The organism is Arenibacter flavimaris, from assembly GCF_030291335.1.
Classification (GTDB): Bacteria; Bacteroidota; Bacteroidia; order Flavobacteriales; family Flavobacteriaceae; genus Arenibacter.
In genome coordinates this window covers 19,254-44,861 of record NZ_JASWIM010000025.1, presented here as the reverse complement: position 1 = coordinate 44,861, position 25,608 = coordinate 19,254, and the positions used below count along the sequence as shown (strand labels likewise).

Below are 25,608 nucleotides of genomic sequence, written 5' to 3'. Positions count from 1 at the left end.
AAGAAGTCAACGGTTTTTGGTGCCCACGACTAGATTCGAACTAGCACGTCCTTGCGAACACCACCCCCTCAAGGTGGCGTGTCTACCAATTTCACCACGTGGGCTCTAAAAGTCTTGTTAAGGTACTATTAAGTATTCTTAAATAGTCCCTAAATTTAAGTAATTCGAAACTATTTTAAACAAAAAAAGTTAAGTACGTGACTTAACTTTTTTGTGACCGGGCTGGGGCTCGAACCCAGGACCCTCTCCTTAAAAGGGAGATGCTCTACCAACTGAGCTACCAGGTCAAAATGTGTTGCAGACTATTGCTGTTTGCGGGTGCAAATATAATATCATTTGTTTGTTTTGCAAGGCCTTTTTGAGAATTTTTTATTTTTTTTTGAATTACCATTAAATTAGACCATTTTTACAAAAAAAAAAGGAGGTGAAAATAGTATTGGTAGGATATATGGGTAGTGGTAAGTCTACCATAGGCAAATTGTTGGCTAAGAATTTGAAAATTAGTTTTTTAGACCTGGATGAAATCTTTGAGGAAAGACAGGGAAATTCTATTGCAAACATCTTTAAAGGACAGGGCGAAATTTTTTTTCGGAAAAAGGAACATGAATATTTAATGGATGTTTTGTCCCAAAACAACAACTTTATACTATCTACCGGTGGTGGAACACCTTGTTATTCTGGAAATATGGAGGCTATGTTGGACAAGGCGGACTATGTTTTCTACTTAAAAATTTCCATTTCGGGACTCGTTGAAAGGTTGATAAAGGAAAAAGAACATCGTCCCTTGATCAAAAATATAGCGGATACGGACTTGCCCGAATTTATAGGCAAACATTTATTTGAAAGAAATAACTACTATCTAAAGGCTACACATATAGTGGAATGTGACAATAAGGATCCTGAGACCTTGGTTGCAGAAATACAAGAACTACTCGCTTAGATACACAGAATCGTTTTTGGCCTTGAATTCTACATTGATGTGTTCTTGGAGCGATGTGGACAAGGATATCCCTTTGTAATCTGCTTTTACCGGATATTTCTTATGGTTCCTGTTTACCAATACGGCCGTTTTAAGTTGTTTTAACGGCACTCGTAAAAAATGATGCACTCCATATATTAAAGTTGTCCCTGAATTAAGCACGTCGTCTACCAAGACAACCGATTTGTTGGTGTATTCCGATTCAGGGATGGAAGTCTTGACCCCACTGGCCAAAGGGTTGGACTTGTCCATGATCACTTTGCACAAAATAATGTTGGCTCCTGTAATCTTCTGTAGCACGGCCTGAATCTTTTTGGCAAAATTTAATCCCCCTCCTTCTATCCCGGCAATAATAATTTCGGGTTCGTCAACGTTGGTCTCATAAATCTGGTAAGCAATCCGTTTTATTTTATGTTGGATTTGCTCGTGGGATAAAATTCTATTGGACATAGTCATGTTTATTTAGATTCAAATATAAAAAAGAGTTCCTTATCCGCTCTCGGTTTTATGGAATTGTATGCGGTTTCCAAGATCTTAATTTGAAAATGTTCTTGAAAAAGGCTTTTATATTCGGATAGGCTACCCCCAAAAGGCGGTCCGGATTCCGTTAAAGGGAAATTAAATAGCAGCCCTGCCAGTTTGCCATTAGGTTTTAACAGTTGTTTCATTTTTAGAACATATTCCATTCTAAGGCTTGGATCTAGTGCGCAGAAAAAAGTCTGTTCCAGGATTAGGTCAAAATTGTCCAATTCCAGATCAAAGAAATTCCCTTCCAAGAGCTGGTTCCTGGGGAAATCCGAAATTCTGTTTTTTATATTTTCCAATGGCTGTTTGGCAATGTCGATAACAAAAACATTGGTAAAACCCTTTTCCAAAAGATAAAGCAATTCATATGCATTGCCGGCACCGGGTATTAGGATCTTTAAATTTTTATCCTTTAATTGGTCAATGTATTCTTTCAGTGGCGTTGAAATGTGGCCAATGTCCCACCCCATTTCCCCTAGCTGATACTTTTTTTCCCAGAAATCCTTATTCAGCTTCTTCATCCAAATAGCCATCTATGTCCCTTCTATCCTTTTTGGTAGGCCTTCCAGTTCCTTTTTTTCGATAATAGTCTTTGGAGAACTGTAATAGCTCGTTGTGTTCAAAGGCTTCTTTGGGAGTGGTGTCCTTTCGGTAGATGTCCACTAACTTGGCACCTACCCGACTTTCGGGAACATCAAGTACGGTAAATTCATAATTTATCTGGTCTTTCCTTACCACCACTTTATCCAAGGGATACACTTCCCTTGAGGGTTTTACCACTTGTTCGTTAATTCTTATATGTCCCTTTTTACAGGCCTCCGTAGCTATGTTTCGTGTTTTGAAATAGCGGGTGCTCCAAAGGTATTTGTCAATTCGCATAAAAAAAATAAATGTCTTAATTAACAAAATTAAGACATTTATAATTTAAAAATATACAGATAGTTTTAGTAAGCCTTTATGGAGCTTATTTTATCATTCCAGCTATGCCGCCAGTTTAACCTCAGTGTGCTTAGGCTTGAAATGCTTTGTGGCTCTGTAGATGCATCAACTAGAAATGATTTTCCTTTATAATCTCGGTCTTCATAAAATCTAAAAATTGCACCACTTACTTTAAGACTTGAAATTCTGTCATTTGCATTTATGGGTTGCTGGTAGTTACAAACATAAGGGGAATAGCATAAATACTGCCAAAGTAAGTTGTCGCCTAGTTCTTTTAGGCGTTCTTCATTTGTGCCATTAGGGAAATTTGGTTTTGAATAATCTCCTCCGTAGAAAATTTTAGCCCATTCTATTGGTTTAATATAGTTCTTATCAATATAGATTAATAATGACGTGCTTAATGTTGGATTTTTTTGGGATAAATTACTATTTATCTTGCTTTTGGATTTATCTATAAAATTGGACAAATCATTTTCATTTTTAAATAAAGTGATTCTATCATTACTATTTATGTATGGGATTAGTTCCGGAAAATCTTCATAAATGGATTCAATTTTTTTGGATGACTCACTAGGAATAACTACGAGAGAATCGTTTTCGATTGTATAATTGACTATAATTTCTTCGCTTCCGAACAAGTAAGTGATCGATGTTTCTTCTTGTTGTAAAGCGTTGTTGGAATCATCTAAATAGTTTTGATTGCCATCTTTGGTGCATGAAATTAAAGAGAGTAGAACAATGGTGTTGATTAAGATAATTTTTTTCATATCGTTTTTGTTTTGTTATAATTCAAATATAAAATATTATAAGTAAGAATTATCGTTTTAATTTAAAATATTTTTCTTTCAATTATTTTTGTTTTCTGTTTAGTAATTGTAAAAGTCATTTGTAGTTTATGAGTATTTGGAGATTCAACTAAATAAATAAAAATCTTTGTTAACGCCTTCTGCTAGAATAGCTGAAAATTGTATCTTGCGCCCTCTAAATAAGAAATCAATGACTATAAAGAGAATTCTTTTACCTGCTTTAATTTTTGTGGTTATCTGGTCTTGTAAGAAAGATGATGGTGATGACATTGTGGTAGTACCGCCCAAGGACCTGGAAGAGGTATTGCCCGAAGATGAGGCCAATATTAAAAAATTCTTGGAGACCCATTTCTATAATTATGAGGAATTTGAAACCCCTACGGAGGATTTTGATTATAAAATTAAAATAGATACCATTGCGGGAGAGAATGCGGATAAGGAGCCGCTTATGAGCCAAATGACCCCTCAAAAAGTGTCTGTACCTGCCAATAGATTTGGATCCGAAGCGGAAGGAATGGTAGATCATACCTACTATTATTTGGTGGTAAGGGAAGGAGAAGGGGAAGTAGTGAATGTGGTGGATTCTGTATATGTAAGATATGAGGGCTCGTTGTTGGACGGGACAACATTTGATGCAGTGGAGAAAATCCCAACCTGGTTCGACTTGGCTAATATTCAAGCAATCGGAGCAAGGGGGTTTGGAGAAGGGGCTTCTAACTTAAAGGCTGGCGGAGAACCTATTATTAATGAGGATGGTACCTTTTCAGTAGAAGGTTATGGGATAGGCTTGGTTGTTTTTCCATCCGGATTGGGCTATTATAATGCTTCAAAACCCAATATCCCTGCTTATAGTCCTTTGCTGTTTAAAATAGATATATTTGCCGTTAATCAAACAGATCATGATGGGGATGGTATCCCCTCATATATGGAGGACTTGAACAACAATGGTTATTTATTTGATGATAATACCGACAGTGCCCAAGAGATTAAAGATAGGGCACAAGCTACTCCGAATTTTTTGGACACCGATGATGATGGGGACGGTATCCTTACCAAAGACGAATTGGGAGATGCCAATAACGATGGTGTTCCCGATTACTTGGACAAGGATAGATAAAGATAAAAAGATAATAAGTAATTGATTAAAAATCCCTTGGACGACAATGTCTCATGCAGGCAGGGTTTTTAATCCGCCCGTGCCGTGCCGGACGGGTTTACCTCTCCTTTGGAGAGCCTGCCTTTGCCGGTAGGCAGGGTCGGAACTGCTTTTTTTGTAGTTCCGGGTGAGGTAGGTATAATAAAAAATGCCCTGCAATCGCAGGGCATTTTTAGTATTGTGCTATTTTTTAAAGTTTCAAGGAAGCACTCAAGATCAATTGATCCGGCCTGGTGTCTACTCTATCATTGATATTTATAAATGTAATCTCATTTTCGCTAAAACCCCTCTCGTATCTTAGGTCCAACCCAAAATTGCCAAAAGAAACCCCTGCGCCAATATTGAGGCCAACGGTAAAGTCGTTTTCAACATCGTCAATGGTGATACCGTCATAATCCGTGTCCAGAATATACTGAAATGAGGGTCCTGCAAAAACGTTCAGGGGCCCAATGATATTGATACCCAATAGCACCGGAAGATCCAATTTGCTCATGTCCAGACTATTGTTTTCATAGTCCGATTTTGTTTTGGTGTATACCAATTCGGGTCTAAGATAAATTTGGTCACCAATTTTTCCAAAAACCCCAAGGTGGAAGCCTACATTGCTCTTGGGATCTTTGTACGCATCCCCGGCAGATTCAAAATAATCCCCATTGGCGCCATAGTTTAGGCCGCCTTTAATGCCGAATCCCGGACCTTTTTGAGCATGTACACCAATGCCCATTAGGGCAATAACTGCTAATAAAACTGTTTTCTTCATCATAATGTGTTCTTTTAAAATTAGAATACATTGTGTAATATTAAACACAATGTCTTTACTAGGTTAACCTAAAAAGAATTTATCTTGACACGAAAGGATGAACGGGTACGACACAAAAAAAACTGCTAAAATCTACCTTAATTGCTGTTGGGTAGCTTTAGCAGTCTCTTTGCGTTCTGTTCCATAGTTTTCACCATTTTCCATGTTAAGAATCCTCATCTCCCTACAAGGGATTTGATTACTTTCTTTTTAACACATTCACAACGGCATTCTCTATAGCTTTATTGTTTAATCCATATTTATCCATTAATTGCTCGGGGGTGCCACTTTCGCCAAAGGTGTCCTTGGTGGCAACAAACTCTTGGGGTGTAGGGCGTGTGGTAGCAAGGAATCCAGAGATACTCTCCCCTAGTCCGCCCAAATAATTGTGCTCTTCCGCAGTAACTATGCAGCCTGTTTTTTTAACAGACTTTAACACCGCATCCCCGTCAAGGGGCTTAATGGTATGTATGTTTATTACTTCGGCAGAAATACCTTGTTTTTCCAAAGTTTCGGCTGCTATCAAAGCTTCCCATACCAAGTGTCCGGTCGCTACAATGGTGACATCGGTACCTTCATTGAGCATAACGGCCTTACCAATTTCAAACTTTTGGTCTACAGGGGTAAAATTGGCCACTTTTGGACGTCCGAACCTTAGGTAAACGGGACCTTGATACGCTGCTATGGCAATGGTTGCGGCTTTGGTCTGGTTGTAGTCACAGGTATTTATAACCGTCATTCCCGGCAGCATTTTCATCAATCCCAGATCTTCCAGAATTTGATGTGTTGCACCGTCTTCCCCTAAGGTAACCCCCGCGTGTGAAGCACAGATTTTTACATTTTTATTGGAATAGGCAATGGACTGTCTTATTTGGTCATATACCCTTCCCGTAGAGAAGTTGGCAAAAGTTCCGGTAAAAGGAATTTTTCCTCCTATGGTAAGTCCGGCAGCAATGCCCATCATATTGGCTTCGGCAATACCAATTTGGAAAAAACGCTCAGGATTTTCCTCTATGAATTTCTCCATTTTCAGCGAGCCAACCAAATCGGCGCATAATGCCACTACATTAGGGTTGGTCCTGCCCAATTCGGCCAGTCCCGCACCAAATCCACTTCTTGTATCGTTCTTACCTTGATCTATATATTTTTTCATCTGTACTTTCTTTAATTTTTTGTTGGAAAAGGATTAGTAGTCTCCTAAAGTTTCAGGATTTTGTTCCATTGCTGTAGCTAATTGCTCATCGTTGGGAGCTTTGCCGTGCCAGGCGTGGGTATACATCATAAAGTCTACTCCATGTCCCATTATGGTGTGCAATAGTACGCAAACCGGTTTACCTTTTCCGGTCCTGCTCTTGGCTTCTTTCATTCCTTTTAGGATGGCTTCCAGATCATTTCCTTCCTTGATGTCCACTACATCCCATCCGAAGGCTTCAAATTTCTTTTTTAGGTCGCCCATCGGGAGTACGTCTTTGGTAGCTCCATCAATTTGCTGTCCATTATAGTCGATAGTGGCCACAATATTGTCCACTTTCTTACCTGCAGCATACATAATGGCTTCCCAGTTTTGGCCTTCCTGTAACTCGCCATCACCGTGAAGCGTGTAGACCAGTTTGGAATCTTTGTTCAGTTTTTTTGCCTGTGCAGCGCCCAGGGCTACGGACATACCTTGGCCCAAAGATCCAGAGGCAATTCTTACTCCTGGTAAACCTTCGTGGGTGGTAGGATGACCCTGCAAACGTGAATTGATTAATCTAAAGGTATTCAGTTCATCAACAGGAAAGTAACCTTTTCTTGCCAAAACACTATAGAAAACAGGGGATATGTGGCCGTTGGACAAAAAGAAGAGATCTTCTCCCGCACCGTCCATATCAAATCCATCCTTAAGCTCCATAATCTCATTATAAAGGGCAACAATGAATTCGGTACAGCCCAATGAACCTCCAGGATGCCCGGAGTTAACCTTATGAACCATTCTTAGAATGTCTCTGCGAACTTGAACGGTCAAATCTTGTAATTCTTGAAGTTTTGGCATTTTATCTATATTTTTTAAACTTTTCAAAAGTAATGGCAATCTTTTGGGTACACAAGCATGATTTATAATATTTTATCAACTATCATGGCCAATAACAGAACTTTATTTTTTTGTTAAGGTTTTAATGGCATTGAGTTGACTATATTTGCGACTTTAAATAGACTTTTTTGAAATTTACCTTACAACATTCAGACACAAGGACAAAAGCTAGGGCGGCGGAGCTTATCACGGACCACGGTAAGATAGAGACTCCCATTTTTATGCCTGTGGGCACTGTAGCTTCCGTAAAAGGGGTACACCAAAGGGAATTGAAGGAGGAGATAAACCCGGATGTTATTTTAGGGAATACCTATCATCTGTATTTAAGGCCTAAGACTGAAATTTTGAAGCAGGCTGGTGGACTTCATAAGTTCATGAACTGGGATCGAAATATCTTAACGGATAGTGGGGGGTATCAAGTTTATTCCTTATCGGCTAATAGAAAGATAAAGGAAGAAGGGGTTAAGTTTAAATCCCATATAGATGGTTCCTATCACGTCTTTACACCGGAGAACGTTATGGAAATACAGCGTGTCATCGGTGCCGATATCATTATGGCATTTGATGAATGTACTCCATATCCTTGCGATTACAATTACGCCAAAAGATCCATGCACATGACCCATAGGTGGTTGGACCGCTGTATTAAGCATTTGGAAAAAACTCCTTTTACCTACGATTATGAACAAACTTTTTTTCCAATTGTACAAGGCTCAACATATAAGGACCTTAGGAGACAGTCGGCCGAATATATTGCAGGGGTAGGAGCAGAGGGCAATGCTATTGGCGGACTTTCCGTTGGCGAGCCAGCTGAGGAAATGTATGCAATGACAGAGGTGGTCTGTGAAATATTGCCAGAGGATAAACCTAGATATTTAATGGGAGTGGGTACCCCCATCAATATTTTAGAGAATATTGCCTTGGGGATAGATATGTTCGATTGTGTGATGCCTACCAGAAATGCCAGAAATGGCATGTTGTTTACGGCACATGGTACCATCAACATAAAAAATAAGAAGTGGGAAGACGATTTTTCCCCTTTGGACGAGATGGGAACTACTTTTGTAGATTTGGAATATTCCAAAGCCTATCTAAGGCATTTGTTCGCTGCCAATGAATATTTGGGCAAGCAAATTGCGACCATCCATAATCTAGGATTTTATTTGTGGTTGGTTCGTGAGGCAAGAAGACATATTTTAGCAGGGGATTTTTATGAATGGAAATCCGTAATGGTAAAACAAATGGATAAAAGACTCTAGGTGCTGACCATAATAGACAAATACATACTAAAGCGTTATCTGGCAACTTTTTTTGTGATGTTGTTGCTATTTATCCCTATCGGGATAATGGCAAATTTGGCGGAGCAGATTGGAAAAATGATCGACAATGAGGTTCCTCTTGCCGAAATCGTAATGTATTACTGGAATTTTACCTTGGTCATAGGAAACCTGTTGTTCCCAATTTTCCTTTTTCTGTCCGTAATCTTCTTTACCTCCAAATTGGCCAACAATACTGAAATTGTGGCAATATTAAGTTCGGGGGTTTCTTACGGACGTTTTTTACGGCCATATCTCATTGGGGCAACGATTATAGCCATTATCATGTTTTTTATGAATATGTTTATTGTGCCTCCGGCCAGCGTGGGGTACAACGAATTTAAATTTAAATATTTAAAGAAAGGGAAGCAGGATAGGGTCACCACCAACATATTTAACCAATTGAATGAAAGTGATTATATCTATGTCAGCAGTTTTGACCCGGCGAGGCAGATTGGGTATAATTTCACTATGGAGCGTTTTAACGAGGAAAATACGCTGGACTTTAAGATATCTGCTGCCAATATTCGCTGGATAGAGAAGGATACGGTTTATAGGCTTACGTCCTATGAGAAAAGAAAACTGGTCAATAATCAAGAGATTGTGGAATCAAAGCGAAGATTGGATACTATTTTTGACTTTAAGATAGATGACCTTACCCCGGTTTCCTATATAGCCGAAACCAAGAATATGTTTGAGCTGGACAAATTTATAGAAGTGCAAAGAAAAAAGGGAGCTTCCAATATAAATAGTTATGTATTGGTTAAGTATAAGCGCTGGTCCCTGCCCATAGCTGCCTTTATCCTTACTATAATCGCCGTGGCTGTATCCTCTGTAAAAAGACGGGGAGGTATGGGGGTAAATCTGGCTTTTGGCATTGGGGTTGCCTTTATATATATCTTTTTTGACAAGGTTTTTGGGACACTCGCGGAACAATCCGGATTTTCACCCTTATTGGCAGTGATCATCCCGAATGTTATGTTCGGGGCCATAGCGTTTTATTTGTTGCAGAATGCCAAACGTTAAGCTCAATAATTATCTTCACCTACATTTTATTGTTTTCGTCTGGGGCTTTACAGCGGTCATTGGTAAGTTGATTACTATTGATGCCCTTCCTTTGGTCTGGTACCGTATGTTAATGGCTTCACTGATCATTTTTGCCTATATTCTTATCAGGAAATTTCATTTGAAGGTACCCCCAAAAGCATTGTTGACCCTTATTTTGGGGGGTATCGTGGTATCTTTGCATTGGGTCACCTTTTTTATGGCCATTAAAGTTTCCAATGTGTCCATTGCACTGGCAACGATGTCTACAGGCGCATTTTTTACAGCCGTGTTGGAACCGTTTTGGTATGGTCGTAAAATGGTAGGCTATGAAGTGGTTTTCGGACTAATCGTTATGTTGGGCCTTTATATAATGTTTAGCGTGGAGACGGGCTATTTAAATGGCATACTTTTGGCCTTGGTATCTTCCCTGCTTTCTGCAATTTTTTCATTGATCAATGGTAAATTGACAAAGGTGCATAGGCCTTCGGTAATTTCTTTTTATGAATTGGGAAGTGGTGTGCTGTTCCTGTCTTTATACCTGGCATTTTCAGGTGGTTATCACCCGAAATTTTTTCAGTTGTCCCTAAGTGATTGGTTGTTTATATTTTTACTTGCATCGGTCTGTACCGCTTATGCATTTATTGCCTCGGTCAAGATTCTGAAATATATTTCTCCATATACGGTAATGTTGACCAACAATTTGGAACCGGTCTATGGAATAATATTGGGAGTTCTTCTTCTTGGGGACAGTGAAAAAATGAAACCGCTTTTCTATGTCGGGGCACTATTGGTATTGATAACGGTGGTGGCAAACGGGATTTTGAAAAATAGAAAAAAATTAAAAAAAACGACTAATGGGTTACCTTCCCATTAAAGTTTTATATTTGTTCGTTGAAAAGAACTAAACCTATAAACCTATGGAGTATTTAGATTTTGAACTGCCAATTAAGGAGCTGGAAGAGCAATTGGATAAGTGCATGATAATCGGTGAAGAAAGTGAAGTTGATGTTTCTGAGACTTGCAAACAAATAGAAAAAAAACTAATTGAGACCCGTAAGGAAATATATAAGAATCTAACGGCATGGCAAAGGGTACAACTGTCTAGACACCCCAACAGACCTTATACGTTGGATTATATTAGGGCCATTTGTGGAGAAACCTTTTTGGAATTACATGGAGATCGCAATGTAAAGGATGATAAGGCAATGATAGGGGGGCTTGGTAAAATTGGAGATCAAAGTTATATGTTCGTCGGGCAACAGAAGGGCTATAATACAAAAACCAGACAGTTGCGAAACTTTGGGATGGCCAACCCCGAAGGGTACAGAAAAGCATTGCGTTTAATGAAGTCTGCCGAAAAATTCGGTATCCCTGTAGTATGCTTAATAGATACTCCCGGGGCATATCCCGGCATTGAAGCGGAAGAAAGGGGCCAAGGGGAGGCTATTGCAAGGAATATCTTGGAAATGACACGTTTAAAAGTCCCGATAATTGTGGTCATCATTGGGGAAGGTGCTTCAGGTGGCGCATTGGGCATAGGTGTAGGGGATAAGGTATTGATGTTGGAAAATACCTGGTATTCCGTTATTTCACCCGAATCCTGCTCTTCCATTCTTTGGAGAAGTTGGGAGTACAAGGAAATTGCGGCGGAGGCCTTAAAGCTTACCGCTACGGACATGAAGAAAATGAAATTGATAGATGAGATAGTTCGTGAACCGGTAGGAGGTGCCCATGCAAATAGGGATAAGACTTTTGAAATTGTAAAAAATAAAATTTCCTCGCACTATGAGGAATTAAAAAAGTTATCACCAAAAGAATTGGTGAAAAACCGAATGGATAAATATGCCAATATGGGGGTATTTAATGGATAGTATCCCTTTTTGTCAAGGTAAAAAAAACTGGAGCGGAAATTCTCCGGTTTTTTTTTGCTTATGAACAAATTTCGTAACTTATCAACAGGTATAATGTTGAACAACTGTTAATATCCCAAATCTCTTTTTAATTCTTATTTGTATAATTTAGCACTCATGGAAAAAACGAACCCCATTATTGGTCATCGAATAGACAAGTCGACCATCATTAGTCTTGAGAAAGGGAAAATTCCCCCTCAAGCTGTTGATTTAGAGGAAGTTGTGCTTGGAGCGATGATGATCGACAAAAAGGGGGTCGATGAAGTAATAGATATCCTACATCCTGAAGTCTTTTATAAGGATGCCCATAGATATATCTATGAAGCCATTTTTAAATTGTTCGAAAACTCGGAGCCGGTGGATTTATTAACCGTTTCCTCCCAATTGAAGAAGGATGGTCGTTTGGAAAGTGCCGGGGGCGATTTTTACTTGATAAAATTAACCCAAAAGGTAGCATCTTCGGCACATATTGAGTTTCATGCGCGTATTATCCTGCAGAAATTTATCCAGCGTAGTCTTATTAAGATTTCAAATGAAATAATAGAAGAAGCCTATGAGGATGCTACCGATGTGTTCGACTTATTGGACACCGCTGAATCAAAATTGTACGATGTTACCCAAGGAAACTTAAAACGATCTGCGGAAACGGCCCAGAACTTGGTTATTCAGGCCAAGAAGAGAATAGAGGAAATTGCAGGCAAGGAAGGACTTAGTGGTATCCCATCCGGTTTCGACAAATTGGACAAATTAACATCAGGTTGGCAGCCCAGTGATTTGGTTATTGTGGCAGCCCGTCCAGGTATGGGTAAAACAGCACTAACCCTGTCCATGGCCAGAAATATTGCGGTGAATTCCAATATTGGAGTGGCCTTCTTTTCTTTGGAGATGTCATCCGTACAGTTGATTACCAGGTTGATTTCCTCAGAGACAGGCCTGTCTTCCGAAAAATTAAGAACAGGGAGACTGGAAAAGCATGAATGGGAACAGTTGAACGTTAAGGTAAAGGCCTTGGAGACCGCGCCATTATTTATTGATGATACCCCTTCGCTCTCTATTTTCGACCTAAGGGCAAAGGCTAGGCGTTTGGCTTCACAGCACGATATTAAAATGATCATAATTGATTATTTGCAGTTGATGACAGCGGGCGGGAGTCAAAAAGGAGGAAACCGGGAACAGGAAATATCCACCATCTCCAGGAACTTAAAGGCCTTGGCCAAGGAATTGAACGTTCCTGTAATAGCCCTGTCGCAGTTATCGCGTGCGGTAGAGACCAGGGGCGGTAGTAAGAGACCAATTTTATCGGATTTACGGGAATCCGGGGCCATTGAGCAGGATGCGGATATTGTTTCCTTTATCTATAGACCGGAATATTACAAGATTGATGAATGGGATGATGAAGAACGTTCACCAACTGCCGGTCAGGCCGAATTTATTGTGGCCAAGCATAGAAATGGAGGTTTGGAAAATATCAGACTCAAGTTCCTTGGGCATTTAGGTAAATTTGACAACTTGGATGATTTTGATTCTCCCTTCGAATTCCAATCGAAAATGAATGCCGATGATGATAATCCTTTCATCACCAAAAACCTGCCGAATGCCAATGAAGCCTTTGGAAGTTCCATGAACGATGATTCCATGCAGGATGATAACGATGTGCCTTTTTAATCTTGGTGCATAGGTCCATCATATGGCCGATTCTTTTAGTTGGACTGTAACGGACCTTCAAAATGTAGAAATTTCGATTCCCTCAGTATAAGGTCATTTTCAAAATTTTAACCCTTTTCAAAATTGAAACATCAATTTTCCACTATCTTTGGGGGGATGCACATTAGAAATTGGTACATGCAAAAGTATTTTTTCTCCCTTTCCTTTATTCTTTTTTTTATAATGGAAATTTCGGCCTCGTCCATTCTTATTCCTATGGACGCTGATAGTCAGAAAAACCATTTAAAGGCATACGGTATTACCTATTGGGTATTGTCCAAACAGCAAAAAGTACAATGGCTCTTAAATTACAGGGGTGGATCTTTTTTGTTGCCCGATGGCGAAAGCATTCGTAGGGAATGTCAGATAAGGGGAGTATCCTTTGAGATTATTTCGGATTCCAGGGCCCAAGTTATTTTGGAAGAAATATCGAGTCCTTCACAAAATCAGGAAGCTGTAATTTTGGAGAAGGCACCAAGAATTGCGGTTTATTCCCCTAAGGACAATTCCCCCTGGGACGATGCGGTTACCATGGTACTTACCTATGCCGAAATTCCCTATGATCAGATTTATGACGAGGAAGTATTGGAGGATAAATTGGTATTATATGATTGGTTGCATCTACACCATGAAGACTTTACCGGTCAATACGGGAAATTTTATGGCGCCTATAGGGCGGCACCTTGGTATATTGAAGGAAAACAGCAGGCAGAAGCCTTGGCCTCAAAATTGGGGTTCAATAAAGTTTCGGAGGAAAAACGGGCCGTAGCCTTGAAAATAAGAAATTACGTTATTGGCGGAGGGTTTATGTTTGCTATGTGCTCCGCTACCGATAGTTTTGATATAGCCTTGGCTGCTGACGGCGTGGATATATGTGAGCCCATGTTTGATGGTGACCCCTCGGACGCCAATTATCAAGCTAGGTTGGATTATGGGAAAACTTTTGCCTTTACTAATTTTATATTGGAACGGAATCCGCTGCAATATGAATTTTCTTCCATAGATATGACCAAGAGGAGGGGTAATGTGCCCAAGGAATCAGATTATTTTTCATTAATGGATTTCTCGGCCAAATGGGACCCCGTTCCTACTATGCTCTGTCAGAACCATACAGCTTTGGTAAAAGGGTTTATGGGGCAGACCACCGCTTTCGCCAGAGAGGAGATTAAGCCTACGGTCTTGGTTTTGGGTGAAAATAAAATTAATGGCGAGGCCCGATATATTCATGGAATTAAAGGCAAGGGGTTCTTTACTTTTTATGGAGGGCACGATCCGGAAGACTATCAGCACAGGGTAGGGGATCCCAAAACAGAATTGGAACTGCACCCTACCTCTCCGGGCTATCGACTTATTTTAAACAATGTATTGTTTCCGGCTGCCCAGAAAAAGAAGCAGAAGACTTGAGTTGTAATCAGTTTTTCAACATTTTTAGTGATGGATATTAATAGGCTTAATAGCAATCCATTCTAATCTGCTTACGGTTTTGGTAATGGCTAAGGTCTTTGCCCAAGTGTTCGTGGCAGAGTTGCCGTAATTCCAGTAAGACCTCGTTTTGCATGGCAAGGGACCCACAGATCATAATGCAACCTTTCTTTTTCAAAACCTCTATAAATAGCTCTTTATCCCGTTGAATAAGGTGCTGTACGTAAATTTTTTCAGCTTGATTTCGGGAGTATGCAGTATTAAATTTGGTCAGTTTTCCATCCTGAATAGCCTTTTCAATATAATCTTTGTAAAGTTGAAAGGAACCGTTGGTCCTGGCCCCCCAATACAAATGGATTTCTTTTCTTTTAATGTTTTCCTGTATCATCCCCAAGAACGGACCAATCCCTGTTCCGGTAGCAATGAAAATGTTTTTTTTGGCCTTTTTCGGAAAATGGAAATTTCTATTATTTATAACAGTGGCTGAAATTTTTTCATCTTGTTCCAGTTGATACAAATAGTTGGAACAAAGGCCCTGTGGATGCCTTCGGATGCTGATCACTAAAGTATCATTATTTAGTTTTCCTATGGAATACAGTCGTTCACGAACACCTTCCGCTGGCGCCAAGGATAACAAGTCGCCTGAAATTGGGTTTGCTCCATTTAGATTTTTTAGGCACAAAAGAAAAGTTTCATCTTGGGGTAGTTCGGTTTTATTTATAATTTTAAAAGACGAGGGTGGCTTGGAATTGGAAATCAATTTGGGTTTTTTCAGCTGTAAGGGGAGGCCTACTTTATTTGCCCAAGCTTTGGCCCATTGGTTGAATGCTTCAAAAGATTGATCGTTCACTGTAAATACATCCAGCAGGGCAGTACTGTTTTTAGCTGAGTTTAAGGCGTCATTTGCGGTGTAAGCATATTGGCAGAAATGGGGATAGGCTGTAGAACCAAAACCCACCACACTAAATTGGAAAGCTTGTTTTTGGTGGTTTTTTTTAACAAGTTGGAGGAAGTTTTCGGCTGTCGCCGGAGCTTCTCCTTGTCCGTACGTAGCCGTAATGATGATTAGATGGTCTATTTTTTTAAAATGGGTGTATTGATTCATCAATGTGAGGTGACTTTTCTTTCCTGCCGATAGAAGTTGTTTGTGTAATTCCAACGCAAATTGAAGGGTGGTGCCACCCTCCGTACCTACCAAAATAACAAATTCACTTTCATTTTTGGAGTGTTCATTTTTTATCTTGGCTTTGGGCCTTTTGAAATATACAATGAAACCTGTAACGGTGAGAAAGGGTATCGCTAAACTTCCCAAACCGAGTACCATCGACCATAAAATACTACCTTCCCCGGTATGCAATACAGTTGCCCACGAAGACAAAACTTTTATTGTAGGATGTGTTTCTTCGGCCAGAATGTCTCCCGTAACTTGGTTGAGGTATATTTCCCTATACTTGAGTTGAATTATATAATAATCTTCTACAAATTCAGAGAAAGGAAATTCCAATTCCCGAAGTTCTGATAGGGGGGTGGTTTTAAAAAGGTCAAATTCGGTGTAATCTTTTAGTGGTTCCTCCTGTATGGAATCGAAGTCAACTTGTAGGGAGACGGGAGAATCCGGTATAATATCAAAACGGAGTAAGGAAAGATATACTCCCGTTAGAGCCAATGCCAAAAGTGGAATTAGGGCAAATCTTGCGTAAACAACATGATGGTATTGGGAAAAATTCTCGCGGACAACAGGCGCAAAAAATTGCTTGTAACCACCTTGTCTCTTTGCAATGAGCACTATGCCCGAAATACTGATAAGGATTAAAAGGAAAGAGGAAAATCCAATTATAAAACGGCCTGTGGATTTAAGAAAGAGAGAGCGGTGGAGGTTGGTGGCAAATTGAAAAAGTGGCTTTTTTTGAATAAGACTTCCCAGTTTTTCACCAGTGAATGGATCAATGTAAAATTCATCATTTTTTCCATCCATGATAACCGTAGCGCTTACGAAACCGTTTCGGTCTCGCGACACTGCCAAAACCTCTTCATATTTAGCATTGATATTCTTTAAGGTTTCGGCCAAAGAAAGGTCATCGGCCCCGACAACACTGTAAGGCTCAATTTTATTCGAAATTGGCTCAACAGCAAGAATAACACCGGTGACCGATGCAATCAAAAGAAAAATAGAAGAGGCAATTGCAAATAGTAAATGCCCATACCTCCAAACCGATACAATCATATAATCTATCTATTGGGAACCATTCTTATATAACGGATGTAACCTTTACCTTCCACCTTTTCCTTTATGGTAGCCGAATTTAGTTGAATTTCGGCATCTACGGAATGATATTCCTGATTCTCCACGGCCGACTCAAAGCGAACTTTGTAACCCGCATCAATTTGGGAAGCGTTAAAGCCTAATGAGATGATGTTTCGTTCGCCGTTGCCAATGGTGGCTCCCGTAATGGCATCTATGTTTTCCTGGGCCCCATTACTGAATTTCCACCAGTTTTTTAAATCAGGAAACCATTCCTCATCGTCTCCCTGAACATAAAGGGTCTTTTCGTATTGCCCTTTAGGGTTGATCAGCGTAACCACTACATAGGCTTTTTCACCTGTATAGTTGGTCATCTGTATCATACATTTATAGCTTACTTCCGGTTCTTTTATAAAAGAGGACAACACGAAAATTGTAGATGCCAAACACAGGGCTCCTACTGCTTTGATCATTATATTTCTCATGGAATATTAGTTTAAAAATTTAAGATCAACCTTGTTTTTGGCCAACAGTTCGTTCTCACTGGCCAGGTCGTATGCAGTTTCACCAAACTCGGTCGTAGACTGTAGATCAGCTCCATTATTTATCAAATATCTTAGGATGTCTGCATTGTCTGTCGTCATGGCCGCATAGTGCAGTGGGGTATTTCCATTGGTATCCTTGCCATTGACATCCGCACCAAATGCACTTACTTTTTTCAGTAGCCCCAGGTTGTTCTTGGAAACCGCTAAATGCCATACCGAGCTATTATCGCCCTGTAGTTGTTTAAAATTAAAGCCATTATTTTTCAACGAGGCCACCTTGGCATCAAAATCACGAGGTATACCCCGGCTGGCAAAGAGGTAAGAAGCCAAGTTGTTTCCTTTGCTGTCCTTAATGTTCACATCGGCTCCTTTAGAAATCAGGTAAGAGACCACCTCACCACTATTACTTTGAACGGCAACCGCCAGGGCCGTACGGCCATCTTTATCGGCATGGTCTATATTATCCGCCTTATCGGCAAAGTATTTTACAGCTTCTATTTTATTTCGTGCCGCCGCAGTCAACAGAGTAGTGTTACCCTCATTATCAACTGTATTTGGGTCTACCCCTTTCTCTATGAAATAATCGAAAATCTTGGTGTCTATGGACGAACTTGCCAAATTATGCAAGGGAGTTACACCTTTTTTAGTCTTTACCTTGGCACTGAGGCCTATACTTTCTAAGTATTTATACAAAGCAAGGGAGCTTTCCCTGCCCTTGCTGGCAAAGAAGATAGCATTTTCAGAAGTGGCATCATTCTTTGCTGTGGAAACGCCCCTTTCCTTCAATTGCTTAAGAATTTCAATATTACCACCTTGTGCGGCGTAGTGAAAGATACCATTGCCTTGGTGATCCGTACTATTGATATCCATACCTTTATGGATAAAATAGTCGACCAGCTTTAGGTCTTTGGCCCTGGAGGCGGCCACATGAAGCGCGTTGTTTCCATGGTGGTCTTGTTCTTTTTGAATGTCAGCACCCTTGTCAATAAGATAATCATAGATGTCCGTATCTGTCTGTCCGCTGGCAGCGCTAAATGATATAGGTCCCCATCCGTGAGAGTCGGCCATGTCTAATTTGGCACCTTTTTCAACCAAGAATTTAACAATATCAAGATTACCACGGGATGCGGCCCAAAATACGTAGGTACGGGAGTCATGGGTACGTTTGTTTACATCATTGCCCTGTGAAACCAAATACGCAATAGTACTTACCGGGTTGTTGCCAAAGATAGCGAAAGTAGTGGCATCAAAACCTCCACCATTGGCAGCTGTTATGGAATGTCCTTCTTTTTGTACTGATTTAATATCGTCAATAGTTGGTAGCGATTCCCAATAGTCCCTGTTTAAAAAAGGATTGCTCGATTTTTCCATGATTCTTTGTGCTGTGGCGCTAAATCCTATTAGGCCTGTAGCAACAACAAGGGCAATGGTCTTAAAAATAGTAGTTTTCATTTTCTTGTGATTTTGTGTATTTGAACATCTAAAACCATTATCGAAACCGTGGTTCCGATAACGGTCTTTAAATTTATGGCAGTGAAGTAATCCTAGGTATACCGGTATGGATCTATAAGGTATTGGCTTTGGCATTCAAATCCACTTCTTTTTATATTCCCTGGTAGGGATTATAATAGTGTCTGGTAGCAATATCTACCGTTTTGTGTACGGGCGGCCAAAGCTATATAGGATTACTTTGATGCTGAAAATAACTCCTGTGGGTTTAAAAAACGCCTATAAAGTGACTTCCCGCTACGTTTACCAATTCAGCTCCTTTGGTTACTTCACCAGTTTCGGTATCTACTATGTATATATTTCCGTTTTGCCCTACAGGGGCTTGGGTAAGGTATATTTCAGTTCCGTCGACTACAAAGCCTTGATATTGGAAAAGGTAGAAATCTGGGTCATAGGGGATAGCTTCGATTTTTTGTGCCGTTTTAGCGTTCAAATCGGCCAAAGCAAAAAATCCTTGCGCTCCTGCTACTCCTTCTACAGAACCATCATGCCGGTAGGCAATAACTGCTTTTCCATTGGCTGCAGGCCTCCAAGCAAGGATGTAAGCACCTTCTACCCCTAAAGCATCGTCTAGATTAAATTCATAAGAATCGTCATATTCGTTGTCAGCATCAATCTTTAAAATGTAAGAACCTTCTGGGTCGCCCTGATTTGCCTGATACACACTACCGTTATATTCGAAGGAATTAATACTGCGGTATCCATTTGTATTTCCGTGACCTACCGCGGAGGTAATTACGGATGGGTTCAATAAAGAAGGGTAGTCCAGTACAATGGTTTTGGAACCTAAAATCTCATAATCACTATCATTTTCAGCAGTAGCAGGATTTACTTTGCTTAAACGTGCACCAATATATAATTTATTTCCAGCTGCATTTAAAGTAGGCATATCGATTCTTGAAATATAGTAACCGTTAGCTTCTTCCTCAGCACTTAAGGCAACACTGTGTTCTTGAAACTCTTTTATTGATGAGTTGACCAAATCCAAAGTTACTACACCGATGGTAGCCTCTGTACGGCTATAATTATCGTTTTCATCAAACTCATGTTCTGTTGAGACATACACTGCCGCCCCTGTTTGATCCCCGTCAAATAGCTTTATCCATCTTGGAGCGGTGCCTACGTAAGGGGCAATGCTTACCTCGGTACCTGTTGGTGTAAATGTTTGCCCCCCTTCTACGGTGTACTTTGTATAATTGCCACCGGTATCTCCCGCGTAACTAATATTAAAAATGGTGTTGCCATCTTCGGAAGATTGTAATCTTGCCGTTCTATTGGACGGTGCTATAAAGCCATTTTGAAAAGGCTCAATTGAAACTGTTGGGTCTTTGGCATCATCGCTAGAAACTGAATATATTAAAGTTCCTCCATTGCCGTCGCCAGGGTTGTCGCCCATTTTGGCTCCGGCAACGGTAATCCATCTAGTTTCTTCAGGATTGTCGGTACCTGGTGTGGTTATGGTATCGTCATCGCTGCTACATGCGCCAATTAGACCAGCTGTTAATACAATGGCAGCAAAGGTTTTAAGGTTTAAAAATGTTCGTTTCATTTTAGGTATTTATTAAAAGGTTAAAATTTATTAATTGCGTAATTCAGTTTTAAGTAAAAAGCCCGTCCCGGCTTTTGTACGGAAAGATTATCGTAAACGGGTTCGTCCAATATATTTTTGATGTCAAAGCTCAGCACAAACCTGTTTTTTGGAAAATTGTAACTAAGTCCTATATCTTGTGCCAATTGTCGGGGTACTTCAAAAAACTCATTGCCCACGGTGTTCGTCCCCTGTGCGGTCAGGAATGAAAATTCATCAGTGAAATAGACATTGTAGAAAAGGTTTAAACGTGATCTCTTGAGGAATACATTTTCAAAGGAGTAGCGTAAACCACCGTTCATTGTAAAGAATGGGGTATTTGGAACGTCTATCTCGATACCTTGATTCTCAATTTTTAAATTGAAACGCGAAATGTTGAAATTGAGACCAAAATTATGGTTGTAGGTGTAATTTAATTGTGCGTCTATTCCTTTGGATGTACCACTGCCTTGATTTACGTATACAATTAATTCGTCATCTACATTTAGTGAAGTTTCAATAGGTAAACCAATTCTATCCTTGATGTTTCGGGTAAAAACATTTGTTGATATGGTAAAATCATGCTTATCGATATTAAACGTCCCAAACCTGAAGCCTAAGTTGTAGTTGTTACTTTTTTCAGGATCTATACTTGAATTGGCTACAACATTGTCTCCATCGTTCCCAAATACTTCGGTTTCGTTTGGCAATCGGATGGCTTTTTCTGCTGAAGCCAAAACTGTTACATTACGGATAAGGGCGTAGGAGGCCGCAAAACCATATCCATCGTAATTCTTATGACTGCTGACAACTTCATCAACTACCAGATCGTTTCCGTTGACGTCTGTTTCTATGGCAGGATCAACACTTACTGTTTTTTGTTGATAGTGTTTGCCAAATAAACTGGCTCTTAATTTTTTGTCAAAAGCTGTTAATTCATAGGTTAAGGAATATATATTTTTATGTAGATCCCTGGTTCCTATAAATGTATTTTCCAGTACAGATCTTAATGCATCACTATCTTCTCTATCAATACTACTATATACATGGTTCAATAATACCTTGTGGTGGTCATTGATGGAATAGGATACTCCTGTTCTAATGGAGGCAACATTTCTTTTTATTTTTGCCAGGGTAGGACCACCTTCTTGTTGAGAACCCCAAGTGTACTCAAATTCATCTCCTCTAAAATCAATAGCTCGTTCACCGCTCCAACTATAGGCCCATGCTACGGTATCGGTGACAGCACGATTTCTTTTACCGTACAGACCGTTTATAGCAACATTGAGGCCAGGGGTGAAAAGGTCTTTCTTTTGGTAGTTTAAACTTGCCAAAAGGGCATCGGATTCCAAGTGCCTATCCTTGTAGGGGGTAATGGTCATAAAAGCCCCGTGTTGAACTTCTTTATAATCATCCGAACCGGTAAGGCCTATGAAAAATTGGTCTGCCCATTTTACATCGGTATAACCAATTTGGGCCATTCCACCTGTAGACCTATAGGCGTCATTGAACCTTTTTGCTGTGATTGGTGTTTGTACCCCTCCTAAGCCTGTAACTACAACACTTCTACCCGAAACTTTGTAATTGTTATCGGAATAGTTATGGAAAAAGGACGCTTTAACGGTGAATCCTGATTCATTAAAGCGGTACAACCCGTTAGTACTGGTTTGAAAGGTGTTGAAGGATCCATAGGAAACCGAAGTATTGAAATTGGTTTTTGTATCCTTATGAAGTACGATGTTGATGGCGCCACCTAATGCGTCGTCCGCCAGATGTCCGGGAACAACCCCTTTGTATACCTCGATATTTTTAATCATTGAAGGTGGTATACTATTTAAGTTAAAGGAAGAGCCATAAGTTGAAATGGGAATGGCGTCGATGAATATTCGAACAGAGTTTCCCGATAATCCGTTTAAACTATAGCTTACATCTGAGCCCAATCCTCCATTTTGACGAATTTTTACACCAACTGTAGTGTTTAGTAATTCGTTTGTCTGAATATTCCGCAGACTGGCTTCTTCGGTTTTTACTGCATTTACGGCAAAACCTTCTGTCTCAAGCTCTGTCTCTTTGGTCTTGCCATTAACGGTTACCTCGTCCAGATTTTCTAAGGTTTCCTGTAAGGTAAAATCAACTTTAATGTCCCTGTGGTTTTCATTTACCTCGATTATCATTGAGCGCGAACGGTAACCTAGAAAGGAAACCACTACCCTGTGCTTGCCTTTGGGAAGCTTCCCAATGGAGTAGTCCCCATTGTCGTCCGTGAGGACACCTAATTGTAAGCCTTCCAACAATACACTTGCATAGGGTAATGGCTTTCCCAAGGCATCACTTACCCTTCCGGACAATGTGACGGATGTTTTTTGACCTTGTACAGACCAGATTATGACCATTAAAAAAAGTTGTAGTAATCTTTTCATTAAATAATTGCTTATTCTTATTAAGATTTAATCTAAATAAATAACTTTGCAAATCTAAATTATGTTTTCAGTTGGGACTAACGAGAAAGGAATTATTAGTAACGAATAAAGAAGTAAGGAATAATGGACTTTGGAATTTAAGGAGGTCCACCCCTATCCACAGTGATGTAGATCAAATGGTATTGGAAAAATCCTCCAGTGCTTTTATCTCACATGAACTTAAGGGCAAGATAGGGGGGTGGCAAGAAGAGATTAGAATGGACAAGGCCATGATCCTGATACGTAAACTGTCTTTGGTAGAGGGGGTTGTGGAAGAGGTAGAAGGCCAGGATTCCTATATAGGGATACATTTCGTATTGCAAGGCTCCTATGAGTGTATGCGCCATAAGGATTCTGTTAATTTGCTTATACCCTCTGGTTCATATAATATTGTTCACTGGTCCAAAGATGTAATTGAACAGAAACTTAGTGGTCAAAATTACGTGGCCTTGGAAGTATTTTACAAGGTAGAATTTCTTGAAGAAATGTTGGGGAAAGAGTGTAGAGTGGATGGTAATTTGTTTGAGGATAGTACTGCCCTTGGTTTTTGGAGCAGATCCAAGCCAATAACTATGCCAATGCATTTAGCGATGAATGACATATTAAATTGCAGTTTGCCCGGCAATGCCAAGGTGCACTATCTGGAATCTAAAATTAAATTGTTGCTTATTGATTTATTTTTGGGGCAAGAAACACAGATTGCGAGGGATAGGGAGGTGTCTTTATCCACATCGGATTATGAAACTATTGAAAATTTGGTTCGCTATATCGAGACCCATTTAAAAAAACCATTGACTATTAAGGAATTATCGGCTGTTGCTGGATATAATACTACAAAATTAAAAAGCTATTTTAAGAAGGTCCACAATACTACCATTTTTAAGTTTATTACAAGTCTGCGAATGCAAAAGGCCAAAGTATTGATTCTTGAGGATAATTATACCATAGCCCAGGCTTCTTATGAGGTAGGATATTCCAACCCACAACATTTTACAGTGGCATTTAAGAAAAACATGGGATATTTGCCAAGTACCTTGTTGGGAATGGACCAATAATTAGCAGTGTTGTTATGTATATGCGAGCAACGATTCCAAGATTTTTTCTACGCCGTAATTATCATTGCTATCGGCACGATAGTTGGCAGCTTTTATTACGTTGGGGTGGGCATTGGCCATTGCAAAACTAAAATCGGCCATTGCCAGCATTTCCAGATCATTATTGTAATCTCCAAAAACCATGGTTTCCTTTCTGCTTATCCCATACTTTTCCTGAATATGTTGAAGCGCATATCCTTTGTTGGCGTTCATATGTGAAATATCCAACCAATTCTCGCCAGAAACTTTCACTTTTAATTCGGATTCCAAATGATTTACCAAAGGGTAGATGTACTTTTCAGAACTTTCAAAATGATAAATGGCTATTTTTAAGACTTCCCCATCAAAGGAAGAAATATCGTTTAGGATGCTGAACTCGGAATAGTACTCCTTTAATTTGTTTACAAAATCATCGGATTTTCCATTGATATAGGCATTGTTCTTTCCGCATAATACGGGATGTATGCCTTCAACATTTCTTAATAGTTCTATAGTTTTCTTAATGGTATCCTGGTTCAAAGGGGTAGCCAATAATTCCCGGTCCCGCTTTTTAACAAAAGCTCCATTTTCCGCTACAACTATGATATCATCCTTGATGGTATCCAATTTGTCCACTATACTGTTGTATTGCCGCCCGCTGGCGGCCACAAACCTAATGTCCCTTTTTTTTAATTCTTCAAATAATTTGAAGAATTTATTACTTACTTCATGTTTGGAGTTCAATAAGGTGCCATCCATATCGGTGACCACCATTTTTACCTTTGATAGATCCATTCAAATAAATTAAGATGCAAAGGTATTTGATATTGACCTAATTAATGGCCTTCTTGCATAAAGTTTCACATTTCTTAATATTTATCGAAATTTGAATAATTTTATATACTCTAATAGTTATGCTGTTTTATCAGAAAGAATTGCGTTTAAAGGCCTATAACAGGGGCTTTCATTTAATTACGGATACCATACTGGAACACCTACCGCACTTAAATAGGATTAAATCAGGTATGCTGCAGGTGTTTATAAAACATACTTCAGCAAGCCTTACCATAAATGAAAATGCGGATTCCACTGTAAGGTCCGATTTTGAAAGTCATATGAATATTATGGTTCCGGAAAATGCTCCCTATTACCTTCATGATTATGAAGGTTCGGACGACATGCCGGCGCATATAAAATCCTCCTTGATGGGAGCCTCCGTGCAGATACCAATTAGCAATGGAAAATTAAATATGGGGATTTGGCAGGGTATCTATTTGTGCGAGCACAGGAATCATGCAAGTGGTCGTAATTTGGTAGTTAGCTACTTTGGGGTCTAGTCAACCGTTTTTTATTAGTGAAACTCAATATTGGGAAGTCGGTAAGGCGCACTTAAAATTGCAAGTTGAACTAATCCCGCCTTTTTCGGCGGGATCTAGGTTCTATACCTCTACCCTAGGGTCGATTCCTATTAATGGGTTCAGGGCCTGCCTTTGTCGGCAGACAGGCCTGCCCTGAGGTTTAATACCTTTTATTGATTGC

The 25,608-nt window shown here is 39.7% G+C and carries 23 protein-coding genes and 2 tRNA genes; 10 read left to right on the top strand and 15 right to left on the bottom strand.

Annotation, left to right across the window (positions count from 1 at the left end; translation table 11 throughout):
* Positions 1–17 precede the first annotated feature (17 nt).
* Both QSE00_RS17290 and QSE00_RS17285 read right to left on the bottom strand, forming a co-directional pair.
* Positions 18–104: transfer RNA gene (locus QSE00_RS17290), tRNA-Leu, on the bottom strand.
* Between the two features lie 110 nt (positions 105–214).
* A tRNA-Lys gene (locus QSE00_RS17285) sits at positions 215–287 on the bottom strand.
* Positions 288–424: 137 nt separating this feature from the next.
* Here QSE00_RS17285 and QSE00_RS17280 point away from each other — a divergent pair.
* Positions 425–940 carry a shikimate kinase gene (locus QSE00_RS17280; RefSeq protein ID WP_286106896.1) on the top strand — a complete coding sequence of 172 codons (516 nt, stop codon included), beginning with the start codon at positions 425–427 and terminating at the stop codon, positions 938–940.
* On the opposite strand, the gene QSE00_RS17275 is transcribed toward QSE00_RS17280, so the two are convergent.
* From QSE00_RS17275 to QSE00_RS17260, 4 genes are all read right to left on the bottom strand, one after another.
* The gene (locus QSE00_RS17275; protein WP_110358160.1) at positions 929–1,429 is read right to left on the bottom strand and encodes a phosphoribosyltransferase family protein; all 501 of its coding nucleotides are present in this window, start codon (positions 1,427–1,429) and stop codon (positions 929–931) included. The two genes, QSE00_RS17280 and QSE00_RS17275, sit on opposite strands and share 12 nt — an antisense overlap.
* Before the next feature lie 8 nt (positions 1,430–1,437).
* Complete coding sequence (locus tag QSE00_RS17270; protein WP_286106895.1) at positions 1,438–2,025, bottom strand: methyltransferase; 588 nt, start codon at positions 2,023–2,025, stop codon at positions 1,438–1,440.
* Entirely contained in the window at positions 2,009–2,383 is a 375-nt protein-coding gene (locus tag QSE00_RS17265) for an RNA-binding S4 domain-containing protein (protein WP_286106894.1), read from the bottom strand. Before QSE00_RS17265 ends, QSE00_RS17270 begins: the two co-directional genes overlap by 17 nt.
* A 65-nt stretch (positions 2,384–2,448) precedes the next feature.
* Complete coding sequence (locus QSE00_RS17260; protein ID WP_286106893.1) at positions 2,449–3,210, bottom strand: hypothetical protein; 762 nt, start codon at positions 3,208–3,210, stop codon at positions 2,449–2,451.
* 229 nt (positions 3,211–3,439) lie between these two features.
* Between QSE00_RS17260 and QSE00_RS17255 the strand changes: the two genes are divergently transcribed.
* On the top strand, positions 3,440–4,366 hold the full coding sequence (locus QSE00_RS17255; RefSeq protein WP_286106892.1) for an FKBP-type peptidyl-prolyl cis-trans isomerase: 927 nt from the start codon (positions 3,440–3,442) through the stop codon (positions 4,364–4,366).
* 229 nt (positions 4,367–4,595) lie between these two features.
* Here QSE00_RS17255 and QSE00_RS17250 read toward each other — a convergent pair whose 3' ends face one another.
* From QSE00_RS17250 to QSE00_RS17240, 3 genes are all read right to left on the bottom strand, one after another.
* Complete coding sequence (locus tag QSE00_RS17250) at positions 4,596–5,165, bottom strand: porin family protein (protein ID WP_286106928.1); 570 nt, start codon at positions 5,163–5,165, stop codon at positions 4,596–4,598.
* A 238-nt stretch (positions 5,166–5,403) separates the two neighbouring features.
* Positions 5,404–6,357: a transketolase family protein gene (locus QSE00_RS17245; RefSeq protein ID WP_286106891.1), complete on the bottom strand. Its 954-nt coding sequence runs from the start codon at positions 6,355–6,357 to the stop codon at positions 5,404–5,406.
* A gap of 33 nt (positions 6,358–6,390) precedes the next feature.
* Entirely contained in the window at positions 6,391–7,263 is an 873-nt protein-coding gene (locus QSE00_RS17240; RefSeq protein ID WP_286106890.1) for a transketolase, read from the bottom strand.
* 140 nt (positions 7,264–7,403) lie between these two features.
* Between QSE00_RS17240 and tgt the strand changes: the two genes are divergently transcribed.
* The 6 genes from tgt (at position 7,404) to QSE00_RS17210 (ending at position 14,656) form a co-directional block, all read left to right on the top strand.
* Positions 7,404–8,534 carry a tRNA guanosine(34) transglycosylase Tgt gene (tgt, locus tag QSE00_RS17235; protein ID WP_286106889.1) on the top strand — a complete coding sequence of 377 codons (1,131 nt, stop codon included), beginning with the start codon at positions 7,404–7,406 and terminating at the stop codon, positions 8,532–8,534.
* A gap of 3 nt (positions 8,535–8,537) precedes the next feature.
* Entirely contained in the window at positions 8,538–9,617 is a 1,080-nt protein-coding gene (locus QSE00_RS17230; protein WP_110358158.1) for an LptF/LptG family permease, read from the top strand.
* A complete protein-coding gene (locus QSE00_RS17225; RefSeq protein WP_286106888.1) occupies positions 9,604–10,512 on the top strand; it encodes a DMT family transporter in 909 nt (302 codons plus the stop codon). The genes QSE00_RS17230 and QSE00_RS17225 overlap by 14 nt, the downstream gene beginning before the upstream one ends.
* 43 nt (positions 10,513–10,555) lie before the next feature.
* On the top strand, positions 10,556–11,509 hold the full coding sequence (locus QSE00_RS17220) for an acetyl-CoA carboxylase carboxyltransferase subunit alpha (RefSeq protein ID WP_286106887.1): 954 nt from the start codon (positions 10,556–10,558) through the stop codon (positions 11,507–11,509).
* A gap of 156 nt (positions 11,510–11,665) precedes the next feature.
* Positions 11,666–13,213 carry a replicative DNA helicase gene (gene dnaB / locus QSE00_RS17215; protein ID WP_110358106.1) on the top strand — a complete coding sequence of 516 codons (1,548 nt, stop codon included), beginning with the start codon at positions 11,666–11,668 and terminating at the stop codon, positions 13,211–13,213.
* A gap of 177 nt (positions 13,214–13,390) precedes the next feature.
* Positions 13,391–14,656, top strand: a complete 1,266-nt coding sequence (locus QSE00_RS17210; RefSeq protein WP_110358105.1) for an asparagine synthetase B — start codon at positions 13,391–13,393, stop codon at positions 14,654–14,656.
* A gap of 46 nt (positions 14,657–14,702) precedes the next feature.
* Here the strand turns inward: QSE00_RS17210 and QSE00_RS17205 are convergent, their stop codons facing one another.
* From QSE00_RS17205 to QSE00_RS17185, 5 genes are all read right to left on the bottom strand, one after another.
* Entirely contained in the window at positions 14,703–16,898 is a 2,196-nt protein-coding gene (locus tag QSE00_RS17205; protein ID WP_286106886.1) for a PepSY domain-containing protein, read from the bottom strand.
* Positions 16,899–16,903: 5 nt separating this feature from the next.
* Positions 16,904–17,401, bottom strand: coding sequence for a DUF2271 domain-containing protein (locus QSE00_RS17200; RefSeq protein ID WP_110358103.1), 498 nt, complete (start codon positions 17,399–17,401; stop codon positions 16,904–16,906).
* Between the two features lie 6 nt (positions 17,402–17,407).
* Entirely contained in the window at positions 17,408–18,913 is a 1,506-nt protein-coding gene (locus QSE00_RS17195; RefSeq protein ID WP_286106885.1) for an ankyrin repeat domain-containing protein, read from the bottom strand.
* A 265-nt stretch (positions 18,914–19,178) separates the two neighbouring features.
* A complete protein-coding gene (locus QSE00_RS17190; RefSeq protein ID WP_286106884.1) occupies positions 19,179–20,519 on the bottom strand; it encodes a hypothetical protein in 1,341 nt (446 codons plus the stop codon).
* Positions 20,520–20,539: 20 nt separating this feature from the next.
* Positions 20,540–22,957, bottom strand: a complete 2,418-nt coding sequence (locus QSE00_RS17185; protein ID WP_286106883.1) for a TonB-dependent receptor — start codon at positions 22,955–22,957, stop codon at positions 20,540–20,542.
* Positions 22,958–23,028: 71 nt separating this feature from the next.
* Between QSE00_RS17185 and QSE00_RS17180 the strand changes: the two genes are divergently transcribed.
* Positions 23,029–24,051, top strand: a complete 1,023-nt coding sequence (locus QSE00_RS17180) for a helix-turn-helix domain-containing protein (RefSeq protein ID WP_110358099.1) — start codon at positions 23,029–23,031, stop codon at positions 24,049–24,051.
* Between the two features lie 12 nt (positions 24,052–24,063).
* Here the strand turns inward: QSE00_RS17180 and QSE00_RS17175 are convergent, their stop codons facing one another.
* Complete coding sequence (locus QSE00_RS17175; protein WP_286106882.1) at positions 24,064–24,864, bottom strand: HAD family hydrolase; 801 nt, start codon at positions 24,862–24,864, stop codon at positions 24,064–24,066.
* Positions 24,865–24,983: 119 nt separating this feature from the next.
* Here QSE00_RS17175 and QSE00_RS17170 point away from each other — a divergent pair, with 119 nt between their 5' ends.
* A complete protein-coding gene (locus QSE00_RS17170) occupies positions 24,984–25,406 on the top strand; it encodes a secondary thiamine-phosphate synthase enzyme YjbQ (protein ID WP_286106881.1) in 423 nt (140 codons plus the stop codon).
* Positions 25,407–25,608: the final 202 nt, after the last annotated feature.